23 protein-coding genes and 1 riboswitch are annotated in these 17,512 nt (G+C 61.0%); of the genes, 12 read left to right on the top strand and 11 right to left on the bottom strand.

What is annotated here, in order from left to right:
* Positions 1-15: 15 nt before the first annotated feature.
* The 4 genes from AC0IW7_RS11210 to AC0IW7_RS11195 all read right to left on the bottom strand — a co-directional run bounded on the left by AC0IW7_RS11210 (position 16) and on the right by AC0IW7_RS11195 (position 4,305).
* Positions 16-525, bottom strand: a complete 510-nt coding sequence (locus AC0IW7_RS11210; protein WP_471817927.1) for a phage infection protein — start codon at positions 523-525, stop codon at positions 16-18.
* Positions 526-739: 214 nt separating this feature from the next.
* Entirely contained in the window at positions 740-1,594 is an 855-nt protein-coding gene (locus AC0IW7_RS11205; protein ID WP_471817925.1) for an FHA domain-containing protein, read from the bottom strand.
* A 98-nt stretch (positions 1,595-1,692) separates the two neighbouring features.
* The gene (locus AC0IW7_RS11200; RefSeq protein ID WP_471817923.1) at positions 1,693-3,369 is read right to left on the bottom strand and encodes a serine/threonine protein kinase; all 1,677 of its coding nucleotides are present in this window, start codon (positions 3,367-3,369) and stop codon (positions 1,693-1,695) included.
* Positions 3,370-3,510: 141 nt separating this feature from the next.
* Positions 3,511-4,305, bottom strand: coding sequence for a Stp1/IreP family PP2C-type Ser/Thr phosphatase (locus AC0IW7_RS11195; protein ID WP_471817922.1), 795 nt, complete (start codon positions 4,303-4,305; stop codon positions 3,511-3,513).
* Between the two features lie 276 nt (positions 4,306-4,581).
* On the opposite strand from AC0IW7_RS11195, the gene AC0IW7_RS11190 reads away from it, so the two are divergent.
* The 3 genes from AC0IW7_RS11190 to AC0IW7_RS11180 all read left to right on the top strand — a co-directional run bounded on the left by AC0IW7_RS11190 (position 4,582) and on the right by AC0IW7_RS11180 (position 6,026).
* Positions 4,582-5,283 (top strand): YebC/PmpR family DNA-binding transcriptional regulator, encoded by a 702-nt coding sequence (locus tag AC0IW7_RS11190; protein WP_122493756.1) that lies wholly within the window; start codon positions 4,582-4,584, stop codon positions 5,281-5,283.
* 99 nt (positions 5,284-5,382) lie between these two features.
* Complete coding sequence (locus AC0IW7_RS11185) at positions 5,383-5,610, top strand: hypothetical protein (RefSeq protein ID WP_471817920.1); 228 nt, start codon at positions 5,383-5,385, stop codon at positions 5,608-5,610.
* Positions 5,607-6,026 carry a DUF3010 family protein gene (locus AC0IW7_RS11180; RefSeq protein ID WP_471817918.1) on the top strand — a complete coding sequence of 140 codons (420 nt, stop codon included), beginning with the start codon at positions 5,607-5,609 and terminating at the stop codon, positions 6,024-6,026. Before AC0IW7_RS11185 ends, AC0IW7_RS11180 begins: the two co-directional genes overlap by 4 nt.
* On the opposite strand, the gene AC0IW7_RS11175 is transcribed toward AC0IW7_RS11180, so the two are convergent.
* Genes AC0IW7_RS11175 through modA form a run of 4 tightly spaced genes read right to left on the bottom strand, consistent with a single transcriptional unit; the run spans position 6,008 to position 8,862 of the window.
* Positions 6,008-6,316, bottom strand: a complete 309-nt coding sequence (locus AC0IW7_RS11175) for a hypothetical protein (RefSeq protein WP_471817917.1) — start codon at positions 6,314-6,316, stop codon at positions 6,008-6,010. The genes AC0IW7_RS11180 and AC0IW7_RS11175 overlap by 19 nt on opposite strands.
* 24 nt (positions 6,317-6,340) lie before the next feature.
* Positions 6,341-7,420, bottom strand: a complete 1,080-nt coding sequence (gene modC / locus AC0IW7_RS11170) for a molybdenum ABC transporter ATP-binding protein (protein ID WP_471817915.1) — start codon at positions 7,418-7,420, stop codon at positions 6,341-6,343.
* On the bottom strand, positions 7,417-8,094 hold the full coding sequence (modB, locus tag AC0IW7_RS11165; RefSeq protein ID WP_471817914.1) for a molybdate ABC transporter permease subunit: 678 nt from the start codon (positions 8,092-8,094) through the stop codon (positions 7,417-7,419). The genes modC and modB overlap by 4 nt, the downstream gene beginning before the upstream one ends.
* Positions 8,095-8,106: 12 nt before the next feature.
* Positions 8,107-8,862, bottom strand: coding sequence for a molybdate ABC transporter substrate-binding protein (gene modA, locus AC0IW7_RS11160; RefSeq protein ID WP_471817912.1), 756 nt, complete (start codon positions 8,860-8,862; stop codon positions 8,107-8,109).
* A gap of 222 nt (positions 8,863-9,084) precedes the next feature.
* Here modA and AC0IW7_RS11155 point away from each other — a divergent pair, with 222 nt between their 5' ends.
* Positions 9,085-9,870, top strand: coding sequence for a TOBE domain-containing protein (locus AC0IW7_RS11155; RefSeq protein ID WP_471817910.1), 786 nt, complete (start codon positions 9,085-9,087; stop codon positions 9,868-9,870).
* A gap of 25 nt (positions 9,871-9,895) precedes the next feature.
* Here the strand turns inward: AC0IW7_RS11155 and AC0IW7_RS11150 are convergent, their stop codons facing one another.
* A complete protein-coding gene (locus AC0IW7_RS11150; protein ID WP_471817908.1) occupies positions 9,896-10,771 on the bottom strand; it encodes a crotonase/enoyl-CoA hydratase family protein in 876 nt (291 codons plus the stop codon).
* A gap of 140 nt (positions 10,772-10,911) precedes the next feature.
* Here AC0IW7_RS11150 and AC0IW7_RS11145 point away from each other — a divergent pair, with 140 nt between their 5' ends.
* The 3 genes from AC0IW7_RS11145 (at position 10,912) to AC0IW7_RS11135 (ending at position 12,624) form a co-directional block, all read left to right on the top strand.
* Complete coding sequence (locus AC0IW7_RS11145; RefSeq protein ID WP_471817906.1) at positions 10,912-11,337, top strand: GNAT family N-acetyltransferase; 426 nt, start codon at positions 10,912-10,914, stop codon at positions 11,335-11,337.
* An 85-nt stretch (positions 11,338-11,422) separates the two neighbouring features.
* Positions 11,423-11,803 carry a hypothetical protein gene (locus AC0IW7_RS11140; protein ID WP_463383403.1) on the top strand — a complete coding sequence of 127 codons (381 nt, stop codon included), beginning with the start codon at positions 11,423-11,425 and terminating at the stop codon, positions 11,801-11,803.
* A gap of 464 nt (positions 11,804-12,267) precedes the next feature.
* The gene (locus AC0IW7_RS11135; protein ID WP_471817904.1) at positions 12,268-12,624 is read left to right on the top strand and encodes a hypothetical protein; all 357 of its coding nucleotides are present in this window, start codon (positions 12,268-12,270) and stop codon (positions 12,622-12,624) included.
* Between the two features lie 49 nt (positions 12,625-12,673).
* Here the strand turns inward: AC0IW7_RS11135 and AC0IW7_RS11130 are convergent, their stop codons facing one another.
* On the bottom strand, positions 12,674-12,943 hold the full coding sequence (locus AC0IW7_RS11130; RefSeq protein ID WP_471817902.1) for a DUF2188 domain-containing protein: 270 nt from the start codon (positions 12,941-12,943) through the stop codon (positions 12,674-12,676).
* A gap of 372 nt (positions 12,944-13,315) precedes the next feature.
* Here AC0IW7_RS11130 and AC0IW7_RS11125 point away from each other — a divergent pair, with 372 nt between their 5' ends.
* Positions 13,316-13,483, top strand: coding sequence for a con-10 family general stress protein (locus AC0IW7_RS11125; RefSeq protein WP_122493769.1), 168 nt, complete (start codon positions 13,316-13,318; stop codon positions 13,481-13,483).
* A gap of 105 nt (positions 13,484-13,588) precedes the next feature.
* Here AC0IW7_RS11125 and AC0IW7_RS11120 read toward each other — a convergent pair whose 3' ends face one another.
* Positions 13,589-14,029 carry a hypothetical protein gene (locus tag AC0IW7_RS11120; RefSeq protein WP_471817900.1) on the bottom strand — a complete coding sequence of 147 codons (441 nt, stop codon included), beginning with the start codon at positions 14,027-14,029 and terminating at the stop codon, positions 13,589-13,591.
* 320 nt (positions 14,030-14,349) lie between these two features.
* Positions 14,350-14,455: riboswitch (guanidine-I (ykkC/yxkD leader) on the top strand.
* 54 nt (positions 14,456-14,509) lie between these two features.
* Between AC0IW7_RS11120 and AC0IW7_RS11115 the strand changes: the two genes are divergently transcribed.
* From AC0IW7_RS11115 to AC0IW7_RS11100, 4 genes are all read left to right on the top strand, one after another.
* Positions 14,510-15,577 carry a putative urea ABC transporter substrate-binding protein gene (locus AC0IW7_RS11115; RefSeq protein ID WP_471817898.1) on the top strand — a complete coding sequence of 356 codons (1,068 nt, stop codon included), beginning with the start codon at positions 14,510-14,512 and terminating at the stop codon, positions 15,575-15,577.
* Positions 15,578-15,693: 116 nt separating this feature from the next.
* Positions 15,694-16,509, top strand: a complete 816-nt coding sequence (locus AC0IW7_RS11110; protein WP_463539621.1) for an ABC transporter permease — start codon at positions 15,694-15,696, stop codon at positions 16,507-16,509.
* Entirely contained in the window at positions 16,506-17,309 is an 804-nt protein-coding gene (locus tag AC0IW7_RS11105) for an ABC transporter ATP-binding protein (protein WP_471817895.1), read from the top strand. Before AC0IW7_RS11110 ends, AC0IW7_RS11105 begins: the two co-directional genes overlap by 4 nt.
* A 2-nt stretch (positions 17,310-17,311) precedes the next feature.
* Positions 17,312-17,512 (top strand): DUF1989 domain-containing protein (locus AC0IW7_RS11100; protein ID WP_471817893.1); only part of this gene is annotated, 201 nt, incomplete at its 3' end.

Raw genomic sequence — 17,512 nt, 5'->3', positions numbered from 1 at the left:
AAACCTGGCCGGTAATCAGGCCAGGGTATGAGCCTGCAGACGATCAGCACCGCCTTCGGCTACACGGTTGGTACGTTCAGCGCCACCTTCGGCAACGGTGTTGGTACGGTCGGCACCGCCTTCGGCTACACGGTTGCTGCGTTCAGCGCCGCCTTCGGCAACGGTGTTGGTGCGGTCTGCACCACCTTCGGCGACTGTGTTAGTGCGGTCGGCACCGCCTTCAGCAACGGTGTTGGTGCGCTCTGCACCGCCTTCAGCTACGCGGTTGCTACGTTCAGCGCCGCCTTCAGCTACACGGTAAGTACGCTCTGCACCACCTTCAGCCACACGGTTGGTACGTTCTGCGCCGCCTTCGGCTACGCGGTCAATCACCATGTAGCCACCTTCGTCGGCGACACGGCGGTCAGCGCCACTTTCGGCCAGAACGGTTTGCACGACGGCAGGGCTTGCAACGGAAGCGGCCTGGGCAGCTGGAATGGTGAACAGGCTAGCGATGAACAGTGCAGCGAAGGCTTGAGATTTCATGGTGGTTGCTCCAGAAGATTGGGTGTGTAAGTGAGTACGGAGCCAATCTTACGGATCGCCAGTTGTTTAAAAAGTGAACGCTCGAGATAGCTATCATCGATGAGAATGATATTGCTGAAAAGGTTTGGCTATTAGCAAGTTAAGCCCATTCCCCGGCCTATCAAACGCAAAAAGCCCGAGGTTTTACGCTCGGGCTTTTGATGCAGCGGCGTGCTTACAGCAAGGTTTTGATCGCGAACGCAGCGCCGATAGCCAGGGCGAACGCCAACACGGCGATCAACCCTTTGTTCACCGGCCGCGCTTCAACCACTGCTTCCTGCTGCGCACTGGCGGCGTTGGCGGTGGCCACTTTCAGCGGGTTGACCGTGGCCGCCTGCACGCTCGGGCGAATCACCGTGGGCTTGGGCACGTTCAGCGCCGGCATAAACAGCGTCGCGTCTTCATCATCCGATTGCGCCACTTCCACTTTCGGTCCGATCACCAACAGCGTGACCGAGCCCATGCGCACCTGATCACCGGGTTGCAGCACAGCCATCGCCACTTTCTGGTGATTAACGAACACGCCGTTGGCCGAGGCGAGGTCTTTGATTTCCAGCACTTCGTCTTTCAAGAAAAACTCAGCGTGGCGGCGCGACAATTCCAGGTCGCCAAAGCACATTTCGCACTTCACCGAACGGCCAAAGGTCATTGAGCCGGTGACGTGGAATTTGTGCCCTTGATGCTGCTCGCCAGTAATCACTTGCAAGAACCAGCGCGGTGCGGCAACCGGTTTGGGTTTGCTTTTGGCCGGATCGATAAGCGTCAGCTCCAGGTCGCCGAGCTTCACTTTATCGTCTGAACGCAACTGATAGCGCGCCCCAACCCGCTCGCCATTGACGAACGTGCCAGCGGCCGTGCCGCAGTCGGTGAGGTAGTAAAGGCCGTGGTCCTGGCGGATTTCCGCGTGGAATGGGCTGATGTCGGCATCGCTCAAAACCAGGTTGTTGCGGCTGTCCTGGCCGATGGTGAAACGCTCGTCAACCAGCCAGATAGGCGCCTGACGGTTGTCGCTGAAATGAATCCTGAGCATGTGCGGCACGACCTTGAGAAATGACAACCAAACGGGAGCAATTAATCGTTAACGCGAGGCCCGCCGGAACCTCGCGCAACAAGGGTGTCACTTTGCCACTAGTTGAAGAGTTTATTCCACAAGCGTTTGACGACGTTCGGATTATTTTCTTCAGCGGTCGTCGGCGCAGCACTCTTCGTCCCGCTGGCGGGGGCACGCGCTGGCTTGGCGGCGGCGAGTGCGGCTTTCTTTTTCGCTGCAGCGCGGGCCGCAATCTCGGCCTCGGTTTTGCGCATGCGTTCTTCGTGGCCATTGAGACTGGCGAGGAGTTTTTCGTTTTCGGGCTGCGCTTCCAGGCCGCTTTTGATCAATTGCAGCGCCTGGTCATATTGGCGCTTGTCGTAGGCCACTTCGCTCAGGTCGAGGAACCGTTCAGCCACGGCTTGCAGCCCGGTCAACGCTTGCTCGTTGCCCGGCGACCAGCCCAGCACTTGCTGGTAGTAGAACACCGCATTGTTGCCTTCGGGTTGCAGCAAGTGGTCTTCGGTGGCGGCCTTCTGCGCCAGGTTCAGGCTGTTGGCGATGCGCGCTTGCAACACCCGTTGCAAGCCATCCAAAGCCTCGTCGTTGTTTTGATCGATCAGCAGCACTTGGCGATAGAAGTAGTCGGCGTTGTGCTCCGGCGGTTCAACCAGCTTGCCCTCGTTGAGGCTCAATTCACCTTGAGTAAGCAGGCCGGCGATTTTCTGTTGTTGCTGATAGTAATAACCGCCCAGCCCGGCGCCACCGGCCACAAGCACCACCGCCAACGCCGCGACCCACAGGGCGCGCTTGCTTCGCGGGGCGCGTGGCGCCTTCGCTGGTTTCGCCGGTCTGGCTGGTTTAACCGCTGCCACGTTGGCGGGCGCAGTTTTTACGGCGGCAAGCTTAGCGGCGCGGTCCGCTTTTTCAGCCTTGATGGGAACCACTTTGGCGATGCGGGTGTGGTCCAACTCCTGCTCGTTGAGCTCAGCCAGACTGGCGAGCAACACGTGGCAATCGGCAAATCGCTCATCGGGATTTTTCGCCAACATGCGGCTGAGCAAGTGCTGGTATTGACGCAGGTGATCCGGCAACTCCGGCGCGTCCATTTGCACGTGATTCATCACGGTCTGGGTGTAGCTCGACCCTTTGAACGGATTATTGCCGGTGAGCATCTCCAGCAAAATCACGCCGAGGCTGTAGATGTCGGTGCGCGCGTCCAGCGGCTCGCACTGCGTCTGCTCGGGGCTGCTGTAGGCCGGGCTGCCGACCGCCACGTTGAATTGGGTCAGCTCGCTGTTGATGTCCAGCTCTTTGGCGATACCGAAGTCGGTGATTACCGCCGTGCCGTCGGCGCGAAAGAGGATATTCGCGGGCTTGATGTCGCGGTGCACCATGCCCTTGTCATGCACCACCGCCAAGCCGCTAGCGATTTGCCGGACGATGCTCAAGGCGCGCTGCGGCTCGAACACTTCGCCTTTGTGTTGGGCCAGGTCGCCGCCCGCCACGAACTCCATCGCCAGGTAATAGCGGCCGTCGGGCAACTGGTCGATGTCATGAATGGTGATGATCGAGGGGTGATGCAACGAGGCAACGATGTGCCCTTCTTTGATAAAGCGCTTGCTGAAGGCTTCGTCGTCGGCGCTGAGCAGCACCTTGATCGCCACTTGGCGGTGCAACGACTCCTGGGTGGCCAGGTACACCTCGGCCATACCGCCTTTACCCAACCGGCCATGCACGAGATAACCGGGAAATTCTAGCAAGCTGTCATTCATAAGAAGGTGGTACGCGTCTTGTAGTTATCGGCCCAGAGGCTCTAGGTCAGGGGGCGAAGAAAAATCGGCAGTGCCGCCAGCCAGGTGTCACGAAAAGCCTGGGAAGGTTCGCTCAAATTGGGCGCATTTTCCAACAAACTGTCAGAGTTTTCCTAGATTCAAAAGTTTCCTGAGGAAACTTTGCGGGCGTTGATTCGCGCCCATTTGTTCCACGACTGCGAGACCGATCACGATGCAGGAAATATTGTCGCGCCCGCCCGCCTCGTTTGCCGCCGCGATCAGTTGCTCCACCACCTCGTCCAAGGTGCTGGCGCCAGCGCATACGGCCTGAATATCTTCGTCGCGCAATTCGCCGCTGAGGCCGTCGCTGCACAGCAGCAATAACTCGCCGGGCGCCAGGCTGCCCTGCTCCACGCTCACTTCCAGGGTTTGCTGGGCCTGGCCGAGGCAACGGGTGACCACGTTGCGTCGCGGATGGTTGCGCGCCTCTTCAGCGCTGAGTTCGCCGGCGTCCACCAAACTTTGCACCAGGCTGTGGTCGCGACTGAGCTGAGCGATGCCCTGGGCGCTGAGGCGATAGGCGCGGCTGTCGCCGACCCAGGCCAGTTCGAACGCTGCGCCATTGAAGCGCGCCGCCACCAGGGTGGTGCCCATGCCGGCCGATTCCGGGTCTTGCTCGCCGGCGGCAATAATCGCCTGGTTGGCGCTGTGGGTGGCGGCGTCCAGCGACTCGCCGGCCTGCACCGCTTCCAGCAGCGTATCCAGCGCAATGGCGCTGGCCACTTCCCCGCGCTGATGCCCGCCCATGCCGTCGGCCACCGCCCACAACTGCAACGCGGGGCAGCACAGCAGTGAATCCTCGTTGTGCGTACGCACGCGGCCGCTGACCGACAGCGCTGCATAACCGAGGGAGACTGGGGCAAAGGGAGTAGGCATAGGCCGAAGGCGGACCGTTTGAGAAGTGGATAACGAATTAAGCGACGTCGAATCATGCGACCCCGCCACCGGGCTGTCATCGGTTTTACGCAAAAGTGTTAAACAGTCGAGCCTTGGCCATGCGACAGACAACTCGATTTGAGGGGGTGCCAGCGCGGTGCAGAGCGACTAAAATCGGCAACCTTATTTCGTCGCCCTGGTTTTACCGCCCGTTAACAGGCCCGTAAACACCGCGCCACGACCCGCTTACCAACCAGTCAGAGCAAGAGAGCCAGCATGGGCGCACAGTGGAAAGCCAAACCTAAAGAAGCCGCCGCCAACGCCAGAGGCAAGATTTTTGGTCGTTTGGTGAAAGAAATCATGATCGCCGCACGCAACGGCGCCGATCCGGACCTCAACCCCAAGCTGCGTTTGGCCATCCACCAGTCGAAAAAGGCCTCGATGCCCAAAGACACCCTCGAGCGCGCCATCAAAAAAGGCGCCGGTCTGCTGGGCGATACCGTTACTTTCCACTCGGCCACCTATGAAGGCTTCGCCCCGCACCAAGTGCCGGTGATCATTGAGTGCCTGACCGACAACATCAACCGCACCGTGGCCGAAATTCGCGTGCTGTTCCGCAAGGGGCAAATGGGCGCATCGGGTTCGGTGACCTGGGATTTCGACCACGTCGGCATGATCGAAGCCAGCCCGGAAGGCGACGCCGATCCTGAGCTGGCCGCCATTGAAGCGGGCGCTCAAGATTTCGAACCCGCTGAAGAAGGCGCCACGCTGTTCATCACCGAACCCACCGACCTCGACGCCGTCAGCCGCGCCCTGCCGGAGCACGGCTTTACCGTGAACTCCGCGACCTTGGGCTACCGTCCGAAAAACCCAGTGACCTCGCTGACGCCGGAGCAAATGGAAGAAGTCGAAGCCTTCCTCGAAGCCCTCGACAACCATGACGACGTGCAGAACGTGTACGTCGGCCTGTCGGGCTGATCGCGAAAGCCGCTCCTACAGCCAACCTGTAGGAGCGGCTTGGGCCGCGATCCCCTGGAAACACCGCTCCACCTTTATTACCTCTCCCGGACTTCCCCAATGACCACGCAAACACCTTCGCCCGACCAGCCAGAGCAACCGAGCGAAGTGGACGCCACTGTCGACGCCTCAGCGAAAAAGCCTGGCTTCAGCTTTCCTTTCTCGGCGTTCGCCAAAGGCGCCAAAGACAACGCCCCGCTGGGCTACAAGCCCATCGACAAATCCAACCACGACAAGAAGCCCGGCCGCGCACCCAACGGCACCCGCCGCTCGATGGGCAAACGTTGAGCAGCGTCGTTGCCGGCCTGCTGCTCAAGGCCAACGAAGCGCGCGTCGTAACCCTGGCAGGCACCCGTGCCAGCCATGTGTTGGTGGCAGAGAAAGTGAATAAATTGGCCGTGGCCAAGAACCCGACCCGCGAAGACGTGGCGGCCTTCGTGCAGGCGCTAACGGCGTTCTGTAGCGCAAACAAGGTCGAAAAACTGGTGCTCAACCGCCGCGCCACGAGCGGCCAAGGCGCAGGTGGCGCCGGCACGTTTCTGTTGGAAGGTGTGGTGTTGGCCAGCTCGCCGGTGCCAGTGGATTTCGTTCATCCCGCCACTCTGAAAGCCACCGAGCGCAAAGCCGGTGACAGCAAGGCGCAGAAACCGGCCACCGTCGACTTGGGCAAAGCCTACGACCTGGCCTACGAAGGTCTGCTGTAGGCCGCGTCCGCGCCGACGAAAAAATCCGCCAGGCGTTCGATCAACACGGGTTTGCTGTGGGTAAGCCAACGCTTGGCTGCCCGCTCCTGCCATTCTTCTGCGCGATCCAGGCTATGGCGCGGCACGAACTCGGCGAGGAATAGCCCGAGGCTCAGCAGGTTGATGTCGTGCCCGGCCACGGTTATTTTTTCCAGCAGCTCATGCAATGCCGCGCGCAGTTCCGGCGGCCAATGCTGACCGGCGCAAATCTGTTCTTCCAACGCGCGACAGGTGTCGAGGCGTTCCAGCATGTGCCCCCTCCTCCTCGTTAAGGTTTAGGCCAGCACCGCGACAGATTTTACCTGCGCCCACAATGCCTGACCGATCTTCAATTCAAGCTGATCCCGAGAAAAACGCGTGATCCGCGCCAGTAACGGCGTGCCTTGCATATCCAGCTGCACCAGCACGTGGGCGCTGTTTTCCGCCGCCACTTCAGCCACCACTGTCACCGGCAATACGTTGAGAATACTGCTGTGCAGCGGCTTTTCCAGGGCCAGGCTGACGTCGCGCGCCTGCACCTTGAAACGCATCGCCTTGCCTTCCGCCAACGGCGTATGCGCCACCTGAAAGCGCAACGTGCTGCCGGCAAAGCCCAGGCTCAGCAAGTGATAGTTGGCGTCGTAACCGCAAACGTGCGCCTGCACCACCACGCCGGCGTCGTCGCCTTGGGCCATGGGCAAGTCCAGGCGCGACAACAACTCGCCCACCGGCCCGCTGGCCCGCGCGCGGCCGTCTTCGAGCAGCACCATATGATCGGCCAGCCGCCCAACTTCATCCGGCGCATGGCTGACGTACAGCACAGGAATATCCAGCTCGTCATGCAGACGCTCCAGGTAGGGCAAGATTTCCTGCTTGCGCTTGTAGTCGAGCGCCGCCAACGGCTCGTCCATCAGCAGCAGCTTCGGGCTGGTCAACAACGCCCGAGCGATACCGACGCGCTGACGTTCGCCGCCGGAAAGGTGCTCTGGCATGCGATCCAACAAATGCCCGATGCCCAACAGTTCGACGGCGCGGGCCATATGCACCCGTTGCGCCGCCGCGCCAATGCGTTTGAAACCAAAGGTTAGATTGCCCTGCACCGACAGGTGCGCAAACAGGCTGGCCTCTTGGAACACATAGCCCAGCGCACGCTGATGCACTGGCAGGAAAAAACCCGTGGCGCTGTCCTGCCACAACTCGCCATTGACCCGCAGATAGCCCGAGCTGGCGCGTTCCAGCCCGGCCACGCAGCGCAGGCACGTGGTTTTCCCCGAGCCCGAATCGCCGAACAAAGCGCTGACGCCACGGCCGGGCAGTTGCAGGTCGACATCCAGACTGAACGCCGCATAGTCGACGTTGAAACGCGCTTCGATCATCGCACCACCGCCTTGCGCCCTTTGGCCTGCAACAGCAGCAGAATCGCAAACGAGAACACCAGCATGCCGCCCGACAGCCAGTGGGCTTGGGCGTATTCCATGGCCTCGACGTGGTCGAAAATCTGCACCGACACCACCCGCGTTTTATCTGGAATGTTGCCGCCAATCATCAGCACCACGCCGAACTCACCAATGGTGTGGGCGAAGCCCAGAATCGACGCGGTTAAAAACCCCGGCCGCGCCAACGGCAACGCCACGCTGAAAAACGTATCCAGTGGACTGGCCCGCAACGTGGCGGCCACTTCCAACGGCCGGTCGCCAATCGCCTCAAACGCGGTTTGAATCGGCTGCACCACAAACGGCATGGAATAAAACACCGAGCCCACCACCAGGCCCGCGAAACTGAACGGCAGAATGCCCAAGCCCAGGCTCTGAGTCAGTTGGCCAATGACACCGTTTGGCCCGAGGGTGATCAGCAAATAGAAACCGATCACCGTCGGCGGCAGCACCAGCGGCAACGCCACCACCGCAGCCACCGGCCCCTTGAGCCGCGAGCGGGTTCGCGCCAGCCACCAGGCGATAGGCGTGCCGATGATCAGCAGCAACACGGTGGTCACCGTGGCCAATTGCAGGGTCAGCCAAATGGCCGCGAAATCCGCGCCGGTCAGGAACATTCTCGAGAACTCTTAGAGCTGATAGCCGAACGACTTGATCACCGCTGCGGCCTTGTCACCGCGCAGGTAATCGACCAGCGCCTTGGCGGCTGCGCTGTCTTTGCCTTTGTTCAGGATCACCGCGTCCTGTTTGATCGGCTCATGCAAGTTGGCCGGCACCAACCACGCGGAACCGCCAGTGACCTTGCCGTCTTTATAAACCTGGGAAAGCGCCACGAAACCCAGCTCGGCGTTGCCAGTGGACACGAATTGCAGCGCCTGGGTGATGCTCTGGCCTTCAACCAGCTTGGGCTTCAGCGCATCGGTGAGCCCCAACTTTTCCAGCACTTGCGTGGCGGCCAGGCCATAGGGCGCGGCTTTCGGATTGGCGATGGCCAAGTGGTTGAAGGCGTTTTTCTTCAACACATCACCGTTGCTGTCGACGTAGCGGTCTTTCGCCGACCATAGCGCCAGCGCGCCAATCGCGTAAGTGAAGCGCGAGCCGGGCACCGTTTCGCCTTCGCGTTCCAGCTTGGCCGGCGTTGCATCGTCGGCGGCAAGGAACACCTCAAACGGCGCGCCATTTTTAATCTGGCTGTAGAACTGGCCGGTGGCGCCGTAGGAAGCGACCAACTTGTGCCCGGTGTCTTTCTCAAAATCCGCCGCCAACGCTTGAATCGGCGCAGTGAAATTCGCGGCAACCGCCACTTGCACCTCATCAGCGAACACGCTGCTCAGGGCGAACGAGGCGGACAAGGCAACAACCAGGCGAGACAGGGTTAACGTCATAAACAATTCCTTTGTAGAGGCAAGTTCCAGCGAAGAGGACAACCACCACACCGAGCGCTATGTTCGCGACTATATAGCGCTAGACGGAGTAGCGGATAGCGGTCCCGTAAAAACAACCGGCGCATCTTGGAAAATATCTGACCCGACAGTCAAGTTCTGAATTTCACGCGCATAAAATGCCAGTGCTACCATCGCCGCCACCGCGCTTGAGCACCCGCTGCAATGAAACTCGAAGGCCAATTCTGGATCACCCACAACGGTAACGACATCGCTGGCGAGGCCCGCGTTGCCCTCTTGCGCGCTATCGATGCCACGGGCTCGATCAGCCAGGCGGCCAAAGCCGTGGGCATCAGCTACAAGTTTGCGTGGGATTCCATCGACGCCATGAACGGCGCGTCCGGCAGTCCGCTGGTGGCGCGCAGCGCCGGTGGCAAAGGCGGCGGCGGCACCCGACTGACCGAGGCCGGGCGCGCCTTGATCGCCAGCTACCAGCGTTACCAGCAAGAGCACCAAGCCTTTCTGCAGCGCTTGGGCGACGACGCTGGTGTGTCGAGCCTGCTGGAATTCATGGAGCGTCTGCGCATGAAAACCAGCGCGCGTAACCAGCTGTTCGGCAGCGTGGTCGCCGTTCACAACGGTGAGGTCAACGACCGTATCGAATTCCAGCTCAACACCGGCGAGCGCCTCACCGCCTCGATTACCCACGACAGCACCGCGCGCCTGCAATTGCAGCCCGGCGTGGCGCTGTATGCGCTGATTAAAGCGTCGTGGGTGCAACTGATGGCCGCCAATACCGACGCAGCGCAACCCGGCGACAACCGGCTGCACGGCCAAGTGCGCGAGATCATTCGAGGATCAGCGGAAACCGAGGTGTCGCTGACCCTGGCCGGTGGCGCCACGCTGGTGGCGGTGCTGAGCAACGCCCAGGCGGACACGCTGCAGTTGGCCGTCGATCAACCCATCGCGGCCTTGATCAAGGCCGCGCACATGATCCTCGGCCGGCTCTGACCCGGCGTTATTTCCACCCCCGGCGTTATTTCCACCACGGATAAAACGACGGCATCGCATTGGCTGACTGTTCGCTGTAGTCCGCGGGACGCTTCTCCAGAAACGCCTGCACCCCTTCTTTGCCGCCGCCAACGCTGGTGTAGAACATGGCGAGCGAATCAACCTTGTGCGCTTCCAGCGGATGAGGCTGGGCGGCGTTGCGGTACATCATCTGCCGCGTCAGAGCGATGGCCACCGGGTTGTGCTGGGCAATGCGCCGGGCAATCTTGTAAGCCTCCTCGAGCAATTGATCGGCTGGCACCACGGCTTTTACAAAGCGCCCCTGCAAGGCTTCTTCCGGCTTGAGAATGTCGCCGCTGTACACCCACTCCAGCGCTTGGGAAATGCCGACAATGCGCGGCAGAAACCAGCTCGAACACGCCTCCGGCACGATGCCGATCTTGTTGAACACAAACCCGATGCGCGCGTGCTCGCTGGCCAGGCGAATGTCCATGGCGCAGGTCATGCTGGCGCCGATGCCCACCGCCGCGCCGTTGATGGCGGCAATCACCGGCTTCTTGCAGTCGTAAATCGCCAAGGTCACGCGCCCGCCGGTATCGCGCACGCCGTCGCGAATGGCCGGGTCGTCCAGGCGCGTTTGCATGTCTTCCAGGGTCGGCTGCTGGCTTTCGTCCAGGCCGAACACATTGCCGCCTACCGACAAATCCATGCCGGCACAAAACGCGCGGCCCGCGCCGGTCACCACAATGGCGCGAACCTCTTCATCATCACTGGCACGGTTAAACGCATGGATCAGCTCGTGGGCCATTTCCACCGTGAACGCGTTGAGCTGTTCCGGGCGATTAAGGGTGAGGGTCAGAATGTTCTCGCTTACCTGATAACTGAGGGTGTTGTAGGACATGCGCCGCTCCTGGCAAAACCATTGGGGTTCCTATCATGCCTAGCCAGACAAAGCGCGCCCCGGCGATTCGTAGGGCATTTGTGCCAAGGCGAACGGGGTAAATGATTTAATGCCGGCGTTTTCACCACTGAAAAACTGCCATGTCCGACCTCAGCTACGGCCCTCTCGCCGCCGAATTGCGCCCGCTGCTAAACAAGTTCTACCGCGCCCACCGCTCGCCCATGCGCGCCGGCGCTGACGAGCAACTGTGGGTGGCGAAAGAAACGGAAATTGTCGCGGCGCTGGGCTTGCGCAGCATCGGCTCGCACGCGGACGAAGGGGTTTGGTTGACCGGCCTGTTCGTGGCGCCGGCGCTGCGCGATCGCGGCATCGCCAGCCAGCTCGTGGAGGTTGCCTGCGCCGAGGCGAACGGCCCGGTGTGGCTTTTTTGCCACCCCACACTTGGCGACTTTTACGCTCGTCTAGGCTTTAGCCCTGGTGAATCGTTGCCGGCTTCCTTGGCTGAACGATTCGCTCGATACCAACGGACCAAAACGCTCGTCGCACTGCGCCGCGATCGCCAGTGATTGGCAAGCCGTTGTCCGCTGTTACACTACGCGCCGCGCGGCCCCGGCCGCCTTCGCCCCACATCGCTTGCGTGTCAGGAACAGCATGAAAATCGACAAAAAAACCGCCATTGCCCGCCGTAATCAACAACTCGGCAGCGCAGTGCTCGGCGTCAACAACACGCACTTCGCGACCATCAACCTCAACAAAAATATCTGGTGGTTCGACATTCCCGTCGGCCGTCTGAAAATCGGCCAGTACGAATGGGTGCACCTGCTGATGCACAACCACGTGACCGATGAATTGCACCATCTGCGCGTACCGACGCTGTACCTGCGCACCCATGAAGATGGCCTGGTGACCCGCAACAAAGGCAGCCGCAATGCGACCGTTAGCCTGGAGCTGTCGGCCGATCGGGATTCGCTGTTTCAGGATGTTCGGCCGACGGGTACGGGCGTGAAGTTTGCGGAGTTTGTGCAGGGGTAATGCCGTCGCTCTTCGCGCCGCTTCAAAGTGCGGTGGTCCTCATTACTGCGTGCGCTGAACGTTTTGTTTCGCGCCTTACGCGCGACTCACTTTTTAGCAGTCGCCCGGAATGCCGGCCCAGCTAAAAAGTAAGCAAAAACGGCTTGCCCCTACCTTGGGTCTCCGCTGCGCTCCGACTTCCCTCCTTCCGTCGCCGCTCCGGGGGCACGTCGAGACGGGCCATCCATGGCCCGACACGCCTTTCGCGGCTCCCGGCCGCTCAACCCCCTCCACGTCGACTCCACTCGGCCTGCGATGAATGGGGCGGGCAAATGAAAAGCCAAATCAAAAGCCCAACCCGAGTCCCAGGACCAAACGCTGCCCTTCCCTTACAAAACCTTTACACCTCACCCCGGCACTTCCTTAATCGAGACGCGTCTTACAGATACCCCGGATTCATCTCACCCGGGTATCAGGAGACAACCATGTTCAGTCTGCCCAAAGTTGCCCTGCTGTTAGGCAGCCTTGCCCTCGCCGGGCAAGCGTCCGCCCACGGTGGAGACGGTGGACCTTTCGTTTTAGGCGCCGTGGTCGGTGCCGTGGTAGGCGGCGCCGTGGTCGCCTCGCAGCGTGCACCGGTGTACGTCGAAGCCCCGCCGCCGCCCGTTGCCTACTATCCGCCGCCACAACCGGTATACGCACAGCCTGTGTATGCGCAGCCGGTGTACTACCAACCGGTGGTTGTGCAAGCGCCGCGCTATTACGGCCCGCGTTATTACGCACCGGCGCCACGGCCGGTGTATTACGAGCCGCGCGGTTATGGTCACCACGGTCGCTGGTGATCGCCTGGCAAGAAAAACGCCCACCCCTGCGGTGGGCTTTTTTTTGCCCTCAGCCGGATGAGGCATCGTCCTTGGCGCGCTCGTTTTCTTCTTGCCACCTCGCCCAACGGGCAGGCATCAACCGCCCCGCAAGGTAAGACTTCTCTTCGGTAGTGCCATCTTCGTTATGAATGATCAATGTCGCGTCTTTGCCGCGTAGGAACCGTTCGGCTTCCTGAAGTAGGCGCGCTTTGGTCAGCGCACGTTTAGAGGGGCGGGTTGCGCCTTTTTTGATGAGTTGCCAGCCCTCTGGCACACGGTTGATGTGGTAGTCGCCCATGCCGTCTATGTCCCTGAATCACTTGCCCATCAGCACCCGGCCGCTACGCCTAGTGCTTGAAGGGTTTTATCGGTGTGTGAAACATCCGAGCAAACTGCCATCGCGGCAGTTCCGTGTAAGGGATGGGCGGTCATCTGCGCCGTTTTTATTGGCTGTAAATAGGGGAAAACGCGGCCGCCATAGTTGCTAAACCGACTTTGCGCAAGTTTGGTCGCTCATAAAAAGAAACAAGAGAAGTTGCACTTTAATATCAAAAAACCGTTTGTCGCCAACAACTTAAATTCAGCCGAACGAAACTCCAGCGCTCCCCTTCAGAGTTCCTGTAAGGCCCAAGCGGGTTTTGCGACAACTCATAGAAGAGGAGAAACCAATATGACCACCAACAAAAACCCCGGTAACTTCGCTAATGATCGAGCGCGGGCCTCGGAAGCCGGACGTAAAGGCGGCCACAATAGTGGCGGTAACTTTGCCAACGACCCGCAAAAAGCGTCCGAAGCCGGTCGCAAGGGTGGGCAGGCAAGCCACGGCAATAAAAGCTGACTAGCCGCCCTGCCAAGCAGTACCTACATTCCCTAGCGCCCCGCTAGTTGAATGCACAGAGGCCCGCGACAGCGGGCTTTTGTTTGCGCGGCGTAAAAGGGGCGGTTAGCGATTGCGCTGGCGCCAGTCGCCGCCATTGCGATTGTCGCTGCGATGTTCGCCGCGACGATCATTGCCCCGATGCCCATCCCCTCGATGACCATCGCGGTCGCGGGCGTGGTGGCGATCACGGTCACCGTTATAGCGGTGCGGGGCTGGGTAATAGCCGCGCGGCGGTTGGTTCCAGCCGTTGTAAACCGGGCCGCGGCGTGGCGCGCTGTAATAACGCGGCGCAGGAGCCGGCACGTAGTAACGGGGCGCCGGTGCGCGGTAATAGCGCGGCGCCGAATACACCTCGTAGCGTTGAACGTACGGCGCGCCGTACACCGTGGTGTAACTCCCGGAGCGACCATAGCTGCGGTCGTAGTTGTCGTCGTAGTCATAACCCGCACAACCCACCAAAGACAGGCCTAACAGGCCAAGCAGCAGGGTTCGATAACGCATCATGGCAGCCTCCTGAGACCGCATGGGAACCGAGCGGCGAATGCCGTTCAGCAGTGTTCCCACGGTCTTGGACAGCACAGATTCCGCCCGGCTTGCTGTAGGGCCATTCATATTCCATTGCCATTTATTTCACGCGCGCACCAAAGCGCAGCATGCCGATACCCCGCGCCTCGTTTTCGCGCACGTGGGTTCCTTGCCCCGCGCTTGAAAAACACCGTGAGCCCCATGGGCGCTGGACACAGCGCAACTTGGCACGGCTCTCGCTTTAGCTCAGCTGTGCAGGATTAACCGGGCAGTTGCCTGGGTACGCGGCACCACAATTCGCAATGGATGACTAGGGTTCCGGCTAGCGCTTAAAACGCTCAGTGACTGGTCCGAGAGTTATCGACCTCCAGTGAGGTTACACGGCGGGACAAAAGCCCGGGAGACGAACGCCACGCCGCGTTGCGCCTGCCCGCTTTTATCTCGAACTGGAGGTTTTACATGCGCAAGTCCCCGTTATTCGCCCTCGTTCTCGCCGGCCTTGCTGCCACGTTCAGTTTCAGCGCCCAGGCTGCCCCCAAAGAAAAATTCAGCGTCTGCTGGACCCTCTACGCCGGCTGGATGCCGTGGGAATACGCGGCCGCCGAAGGCATCGTCGATAAGTGGGCGAAGAAGTACAACATCGCCATCGACGTGGTGCAGCTCAACGATTACGTCGAGTCGATCAACCAGTACACCGCCGGCCAGTTCGACGGCTGCACCATGACCAACATGGACGCCTTGACCATTCCGGCTGCAGGCGGCGTCGATTCCACCGCCCTGGTGGTCAGCGACTTCTCCAACGGCAACGACGGCATCGTGCTCAAAGGCAAGGGCAAAACCCTGGCCGACCTCAAGGGCCAGCCGGTCAATCTGGTCGAGCTTTCGGTTTCTCACTACCTGCTGGCACGCGCCCTGGAAACTGCCGGCATGAGCGAAAAAGACCTCAGCGTGGTGAACACGTCCGACGCCGATATCGCGGCCGCTTTCAACACCAGCGATGTCAATTCGGTGGTCACCTGGAACCCAATGCTGGCGGAAATCAAAGCCCAGCCGGACACCACTGAAGTGTTCAACTCCAGCCAGATTCCCGGCGAGATCATGGACATGATGGTGGTCAACACCGCCACCCTCAAAGACAACCCGGCCCTCGGTAAAGCCCTGACCGGCGCCTGGTTCGAAATCATGGAGCTGATGGCCAGCGACACCCCGCGCGCCACCGCCGCGCTGGAGCACATGGCCAAGGCCTCGGGTACAGATCTAGCCGGCTTCAAGTCGCAACTGGCGACCACCAAACTCTTCTACACCGCCAAAGACGCCCTGGCCTTTGCCACCAGCCCACAGCTGCCGGAAACCATGAGCAAGGTCGCCAGCTTCTCCTTCGCCCACGGCTTGCTCGGTGAAGGCGCCAAAGATGCCGGCGCGGTCGGCATGAGCTTCGCCAAAGACGCAGTCACCGGCGACAGCGGCAACATCAAACTGCGCTTCGACCCCAGCTACGTGCAGATGGCGGCGGACGGCACGCTGTAGCGCTGCCTGACGATGAACTCGACCAAAACCTCCGTCATTCCCGCGCAGGCGGGAATCCAGAGTGTTGCGGGTGAAGGAACTGCTCGGGGCAACCCGATCCCGAACGCGAGACCCCCATGCGCCTGATCAATCGCCACCCCGACGGTGCCGGCCGACTGCTGCTGATTCTGCTGCCGTTCGCGCTGGTGCTGTTCGCCTACTTCACCGGCTCCTCGGCGCGGTTGGCGGACAACCCCAATGACAAGCTGCTGCCCAGCGCCGTGCAAATGACGGACGCGGTCAAGCGCATGGCGTTTACCGAAGACAAACGCAGCGGCGGCTATCTGCTCTGGCAAGACACCGCCTCCAGCCTGCAACGCCTTGGCATGGGCCTGGGCATTGCCGCCATCATCGGCCTGTGCCTGGGCATTGCCGCTGGCACCCTGCCGTTGTTCAGCGCACCGTTGTCGCCCCTGCTGACGGTGCTGTCGATGGTGCCGCCGCTGGCGATTCTGCCGATCCTGTTTATCGTTTTCGGCCTCGGTGAGCTGTCGAAAGTGATGCTCATCGTCATCGGCATCACCCCGGTGTTGGCGCGGGATCTGGAACAGCGGGCGCGGGAAATTCCGGCGGAACTGCTGATCAAGGCGCAAACCCTCGGTGCCTCGACCTGGACCCTGATTCTGCGGGTGATCCTGCCGCAACTGCTGCCGCGTCTGCTTATCGCCCTGCGTCTGGTGCTCGGTTCGGCCTGGCTGTTTCTGATTGCCGCCGAAGCCATCGCCTCCACCGACGGCCTCGGCTACCGCGTATTTCTGGTGCGCCGCTACATGGCCATGGACGTGATTCTTCCGTACGTAGTGTGGATCACCCTGCTCGCCTGGCTGATGGACCTGGGCCTCAAGCGCCTGACTCAGTTGGCGTTCCCTTGGTATGAGGGGGCGAAGGCATGAGTGCGTTCATCGAAGTCAAAAATGTGTGGCAAACCTACGGCGATCAAGTGGTTCTGGAGAACCTCAACATCAACGTCGCCGAAGGTGAGTTCTGCACCTTGGTAGGCACCTCGGGCTGCGGTAAATCCACCTTCCTGCGCCTGTTGCTGGGCCAGGAAGTGCCGAGCAAAGGGCAAATTCTGCTCGGCGGCAAAGCGTTGGTCGGCGAGCCGGATGCCAGCCGTGGCGTGGTGTTTCAGCGCTACTCGGTGTTCCCGCACTTATCCGTACTGAACAACGTGGCGCTGGGTCTGGAATTGCCGCGCTCGCCGCTGCTAGGTCGCCTGTTTGGTCGGGCTAAGCGCGACGCTCGGGAGCAAGCCGCCGAGCTGTTGAAAAAGGTCGGCCTCGGCCACGCGCTGGATAAATACCCGACGCAGCTTTCCGGCGGCATGCAACAACGGCTGGCCATCGCCCAGGCGCTGATCATGCAACCGCGCGTGCTGCTGCTCGACGAACCCTTCGGCGCCCTCGACCCCGGCATCCGCAAAGACATGCACGCGCTGCTGCTGGAGCTGTGGCGCGAAACCAAACTGACGGTGTTCATGGTCACTCACGACCTGTCCGAAGGCTTCACCCTCGGCACCCGCATTCTGGTGTTCGACAAGGTTCGCCACGACCCGCACGCGCCCAACGCCTATGGCGCGCGCATCACCTACGACATTCCCCTGAACCCCGACCGCCGCGCCACCCGCGCCGCCGTCGACGCCCTGCCGGCGCATGTTACCGGCAGCCTGCATTCCGTCTACCAAGGAGCCTGATCATGACCAGTGCCTTGAGCCTGCGCCCCAGCCTGTATGAAGAAACCGTACCGGGCGGCGGCCATACCTCGTTCGTGCTCAAACGTGGCCAACTGCTGCGCATCACCGACCTCGAAGGCGGCGCCAACGTCAGCCTCATGCTGCTCAATGCCGCCGAGAAAAGTGAGCGCCTGAACCTGCCCGACAGCCTCAAGGGCCAGCAC

Source organism: Pseudomonas sp. AC229, assembly GCF_979254655.1.
Note: the sequence above shows the minus strand (reverse complement) of the source record. Positions and strands in the feature narration are given on the sequence as shown.

Bases quoted from the DNA above. Each gene is read 5' to 3' on its own strand.
- AC0IW7_RS11120 (WP_471817900.1), bottom strand. From the start codon at position 14,029: ATGATGCGTTATCGAACCCTGCTGCTTGGCCTGTTAGGCCTGTCTTTG.
- AC0IW7_RS11200 (WP_471817923.1), bottom strand. From the start codon at position 3,369: ATGAATGACAGCTTGCTAGAATTTCCCGGTTATCTCGTGCATGGCCGG.
- AC0IW7_RS11105 (WP_471817895.1), top strand. From the start codon at position 16,506: ATGAGTGCGTTCATCGAAGTCAAAAATGTGTGGCAAACCTACGGCGAT.
- modC (WP_471817915.1), bottom strand. From the start codon at position 7,420: ATGATCGAAGCGCGTTTCAACGTCGACTATGCGGCGTTCAGTCTGGAT.
- AC0IW7_RS11130 (WP_471817902.1), bottom strand. From the start codon at position 12,943: ATGGGCGACTACCACATCAACCGTGTGCCAGAGGGCTGGCAACTCATC.
- modB (WP_471817914.1), bottom strand. From the start codon at position 8,094: ATGTTCCTGACCGGCGCGGATTTCGCGGCCATTTGGCTGACCCTGCAA.
- AC0IW7_RS11210 (WP_471817927.1), bottom strand. From the start codon at position 525: ATGAAATCTCAAGCCTTCGCTGCACTGTTCATCGCTAGCCTGTTCACC.
- AC0IW7_RS11205 (WP_471817925.1), bottom strand. From the start codon at position 1,594: ATGCTCAGGATTCATTTCAGCGACAACCGTCAGGCGCCTATCTGGCTG.
- modA (WP_471817912.1), bottom strand. From the start codon at position 8,862: ATGACGTTAACCCTGTCTCGCCTGGTTGTTGCCTTGTCCGCCTCGTTC.
- AC0IW7_RS11115 (WP_471817898.1), top strand. From the start codon at position 14,510: ATGCGCAAGTCCCCGTTATTCGCCCTCGTTCTCGCCGGCCTTGCTGCC.
- AC0IW7_RS11125 (WP_122493769.1), top strand. From the start codon at position 13,316: ATGACCACCAACAAAAACCCCGGTAACTTCGCTAATGATCGAGCGCGG.
- AC0IW7_RS11195 (WP_471817922.1), bottom strand. From the start codon at position 4,305: ATGCCTACTCCCTTTGCCCCAGTCTCCCTCGGTTATGCAGCGCTGTCG.
- AC0IW7_RS11190 (WP_122493756.1), top strand. From the start codon at position 4,582: ATGGGCGCACAGTGGAAAGCCAAACCTAAAGAAGCCGCCGCCAACGCC.
- AC0IW7_RS11155 (WP_471817910.1), top strand. From the start codon at position 9,085: ATGAAACTCGAAGGCCAATTCTGGATCACCCACAACGGTAACGACATC.
- AC0IW7_RS11175 (WP_471817917.1), bottom strand. From the start codon at position 6,316: ATGCTGGAACGCCTCGACACCTGTCGCGCGTTGGAAGAACAGATTTGC.
- AC0IW7_RS11145 (WP_471817906.1), top strand. From the start codon at position 10,912: ATGTCCGACCTCAGCTACGGCCCTCTCGCCGCCGAATTGCGCCCGCTG.
- AC0IW7_RS11150 (WP_471817908.1), bottom strand. From the start codon at position 10,771: ATGTCCTACAACACCCTCAGTTATCAGGTAAGCGAGAACATTCTGACC.
- AC0IW7_RS11185 (WP_471817920.1), top strand. From the start codon at position 5,383: ATGACCACGCAAACACCTTCGCCCGACCAGCCAGAGCAACCGAGCGAA.
- AC0IW7_RS11140 (WP_463383403.1), top strand. From the start codon at position 11,423: ATGAAAATCGACAAAAAAACCGCCATTGCCCGCCGTAATCAACAACTC.
- AC0IW7_RS11135 (WP_471817904.1), top strand. From the start codon at position 12,268: ATGTTCAGTCTGCCCAAAGTTGCCCTGCTGTTAGGCAGCCTTGCCCTC.
- AC0IW7_RS11110 (WP_463539621.1), top strand. From the start codon at position 15,694: ATGCGCCTGATCAATCGCCACCCCGACGGTGCCGGCCGACTGCTGCTG.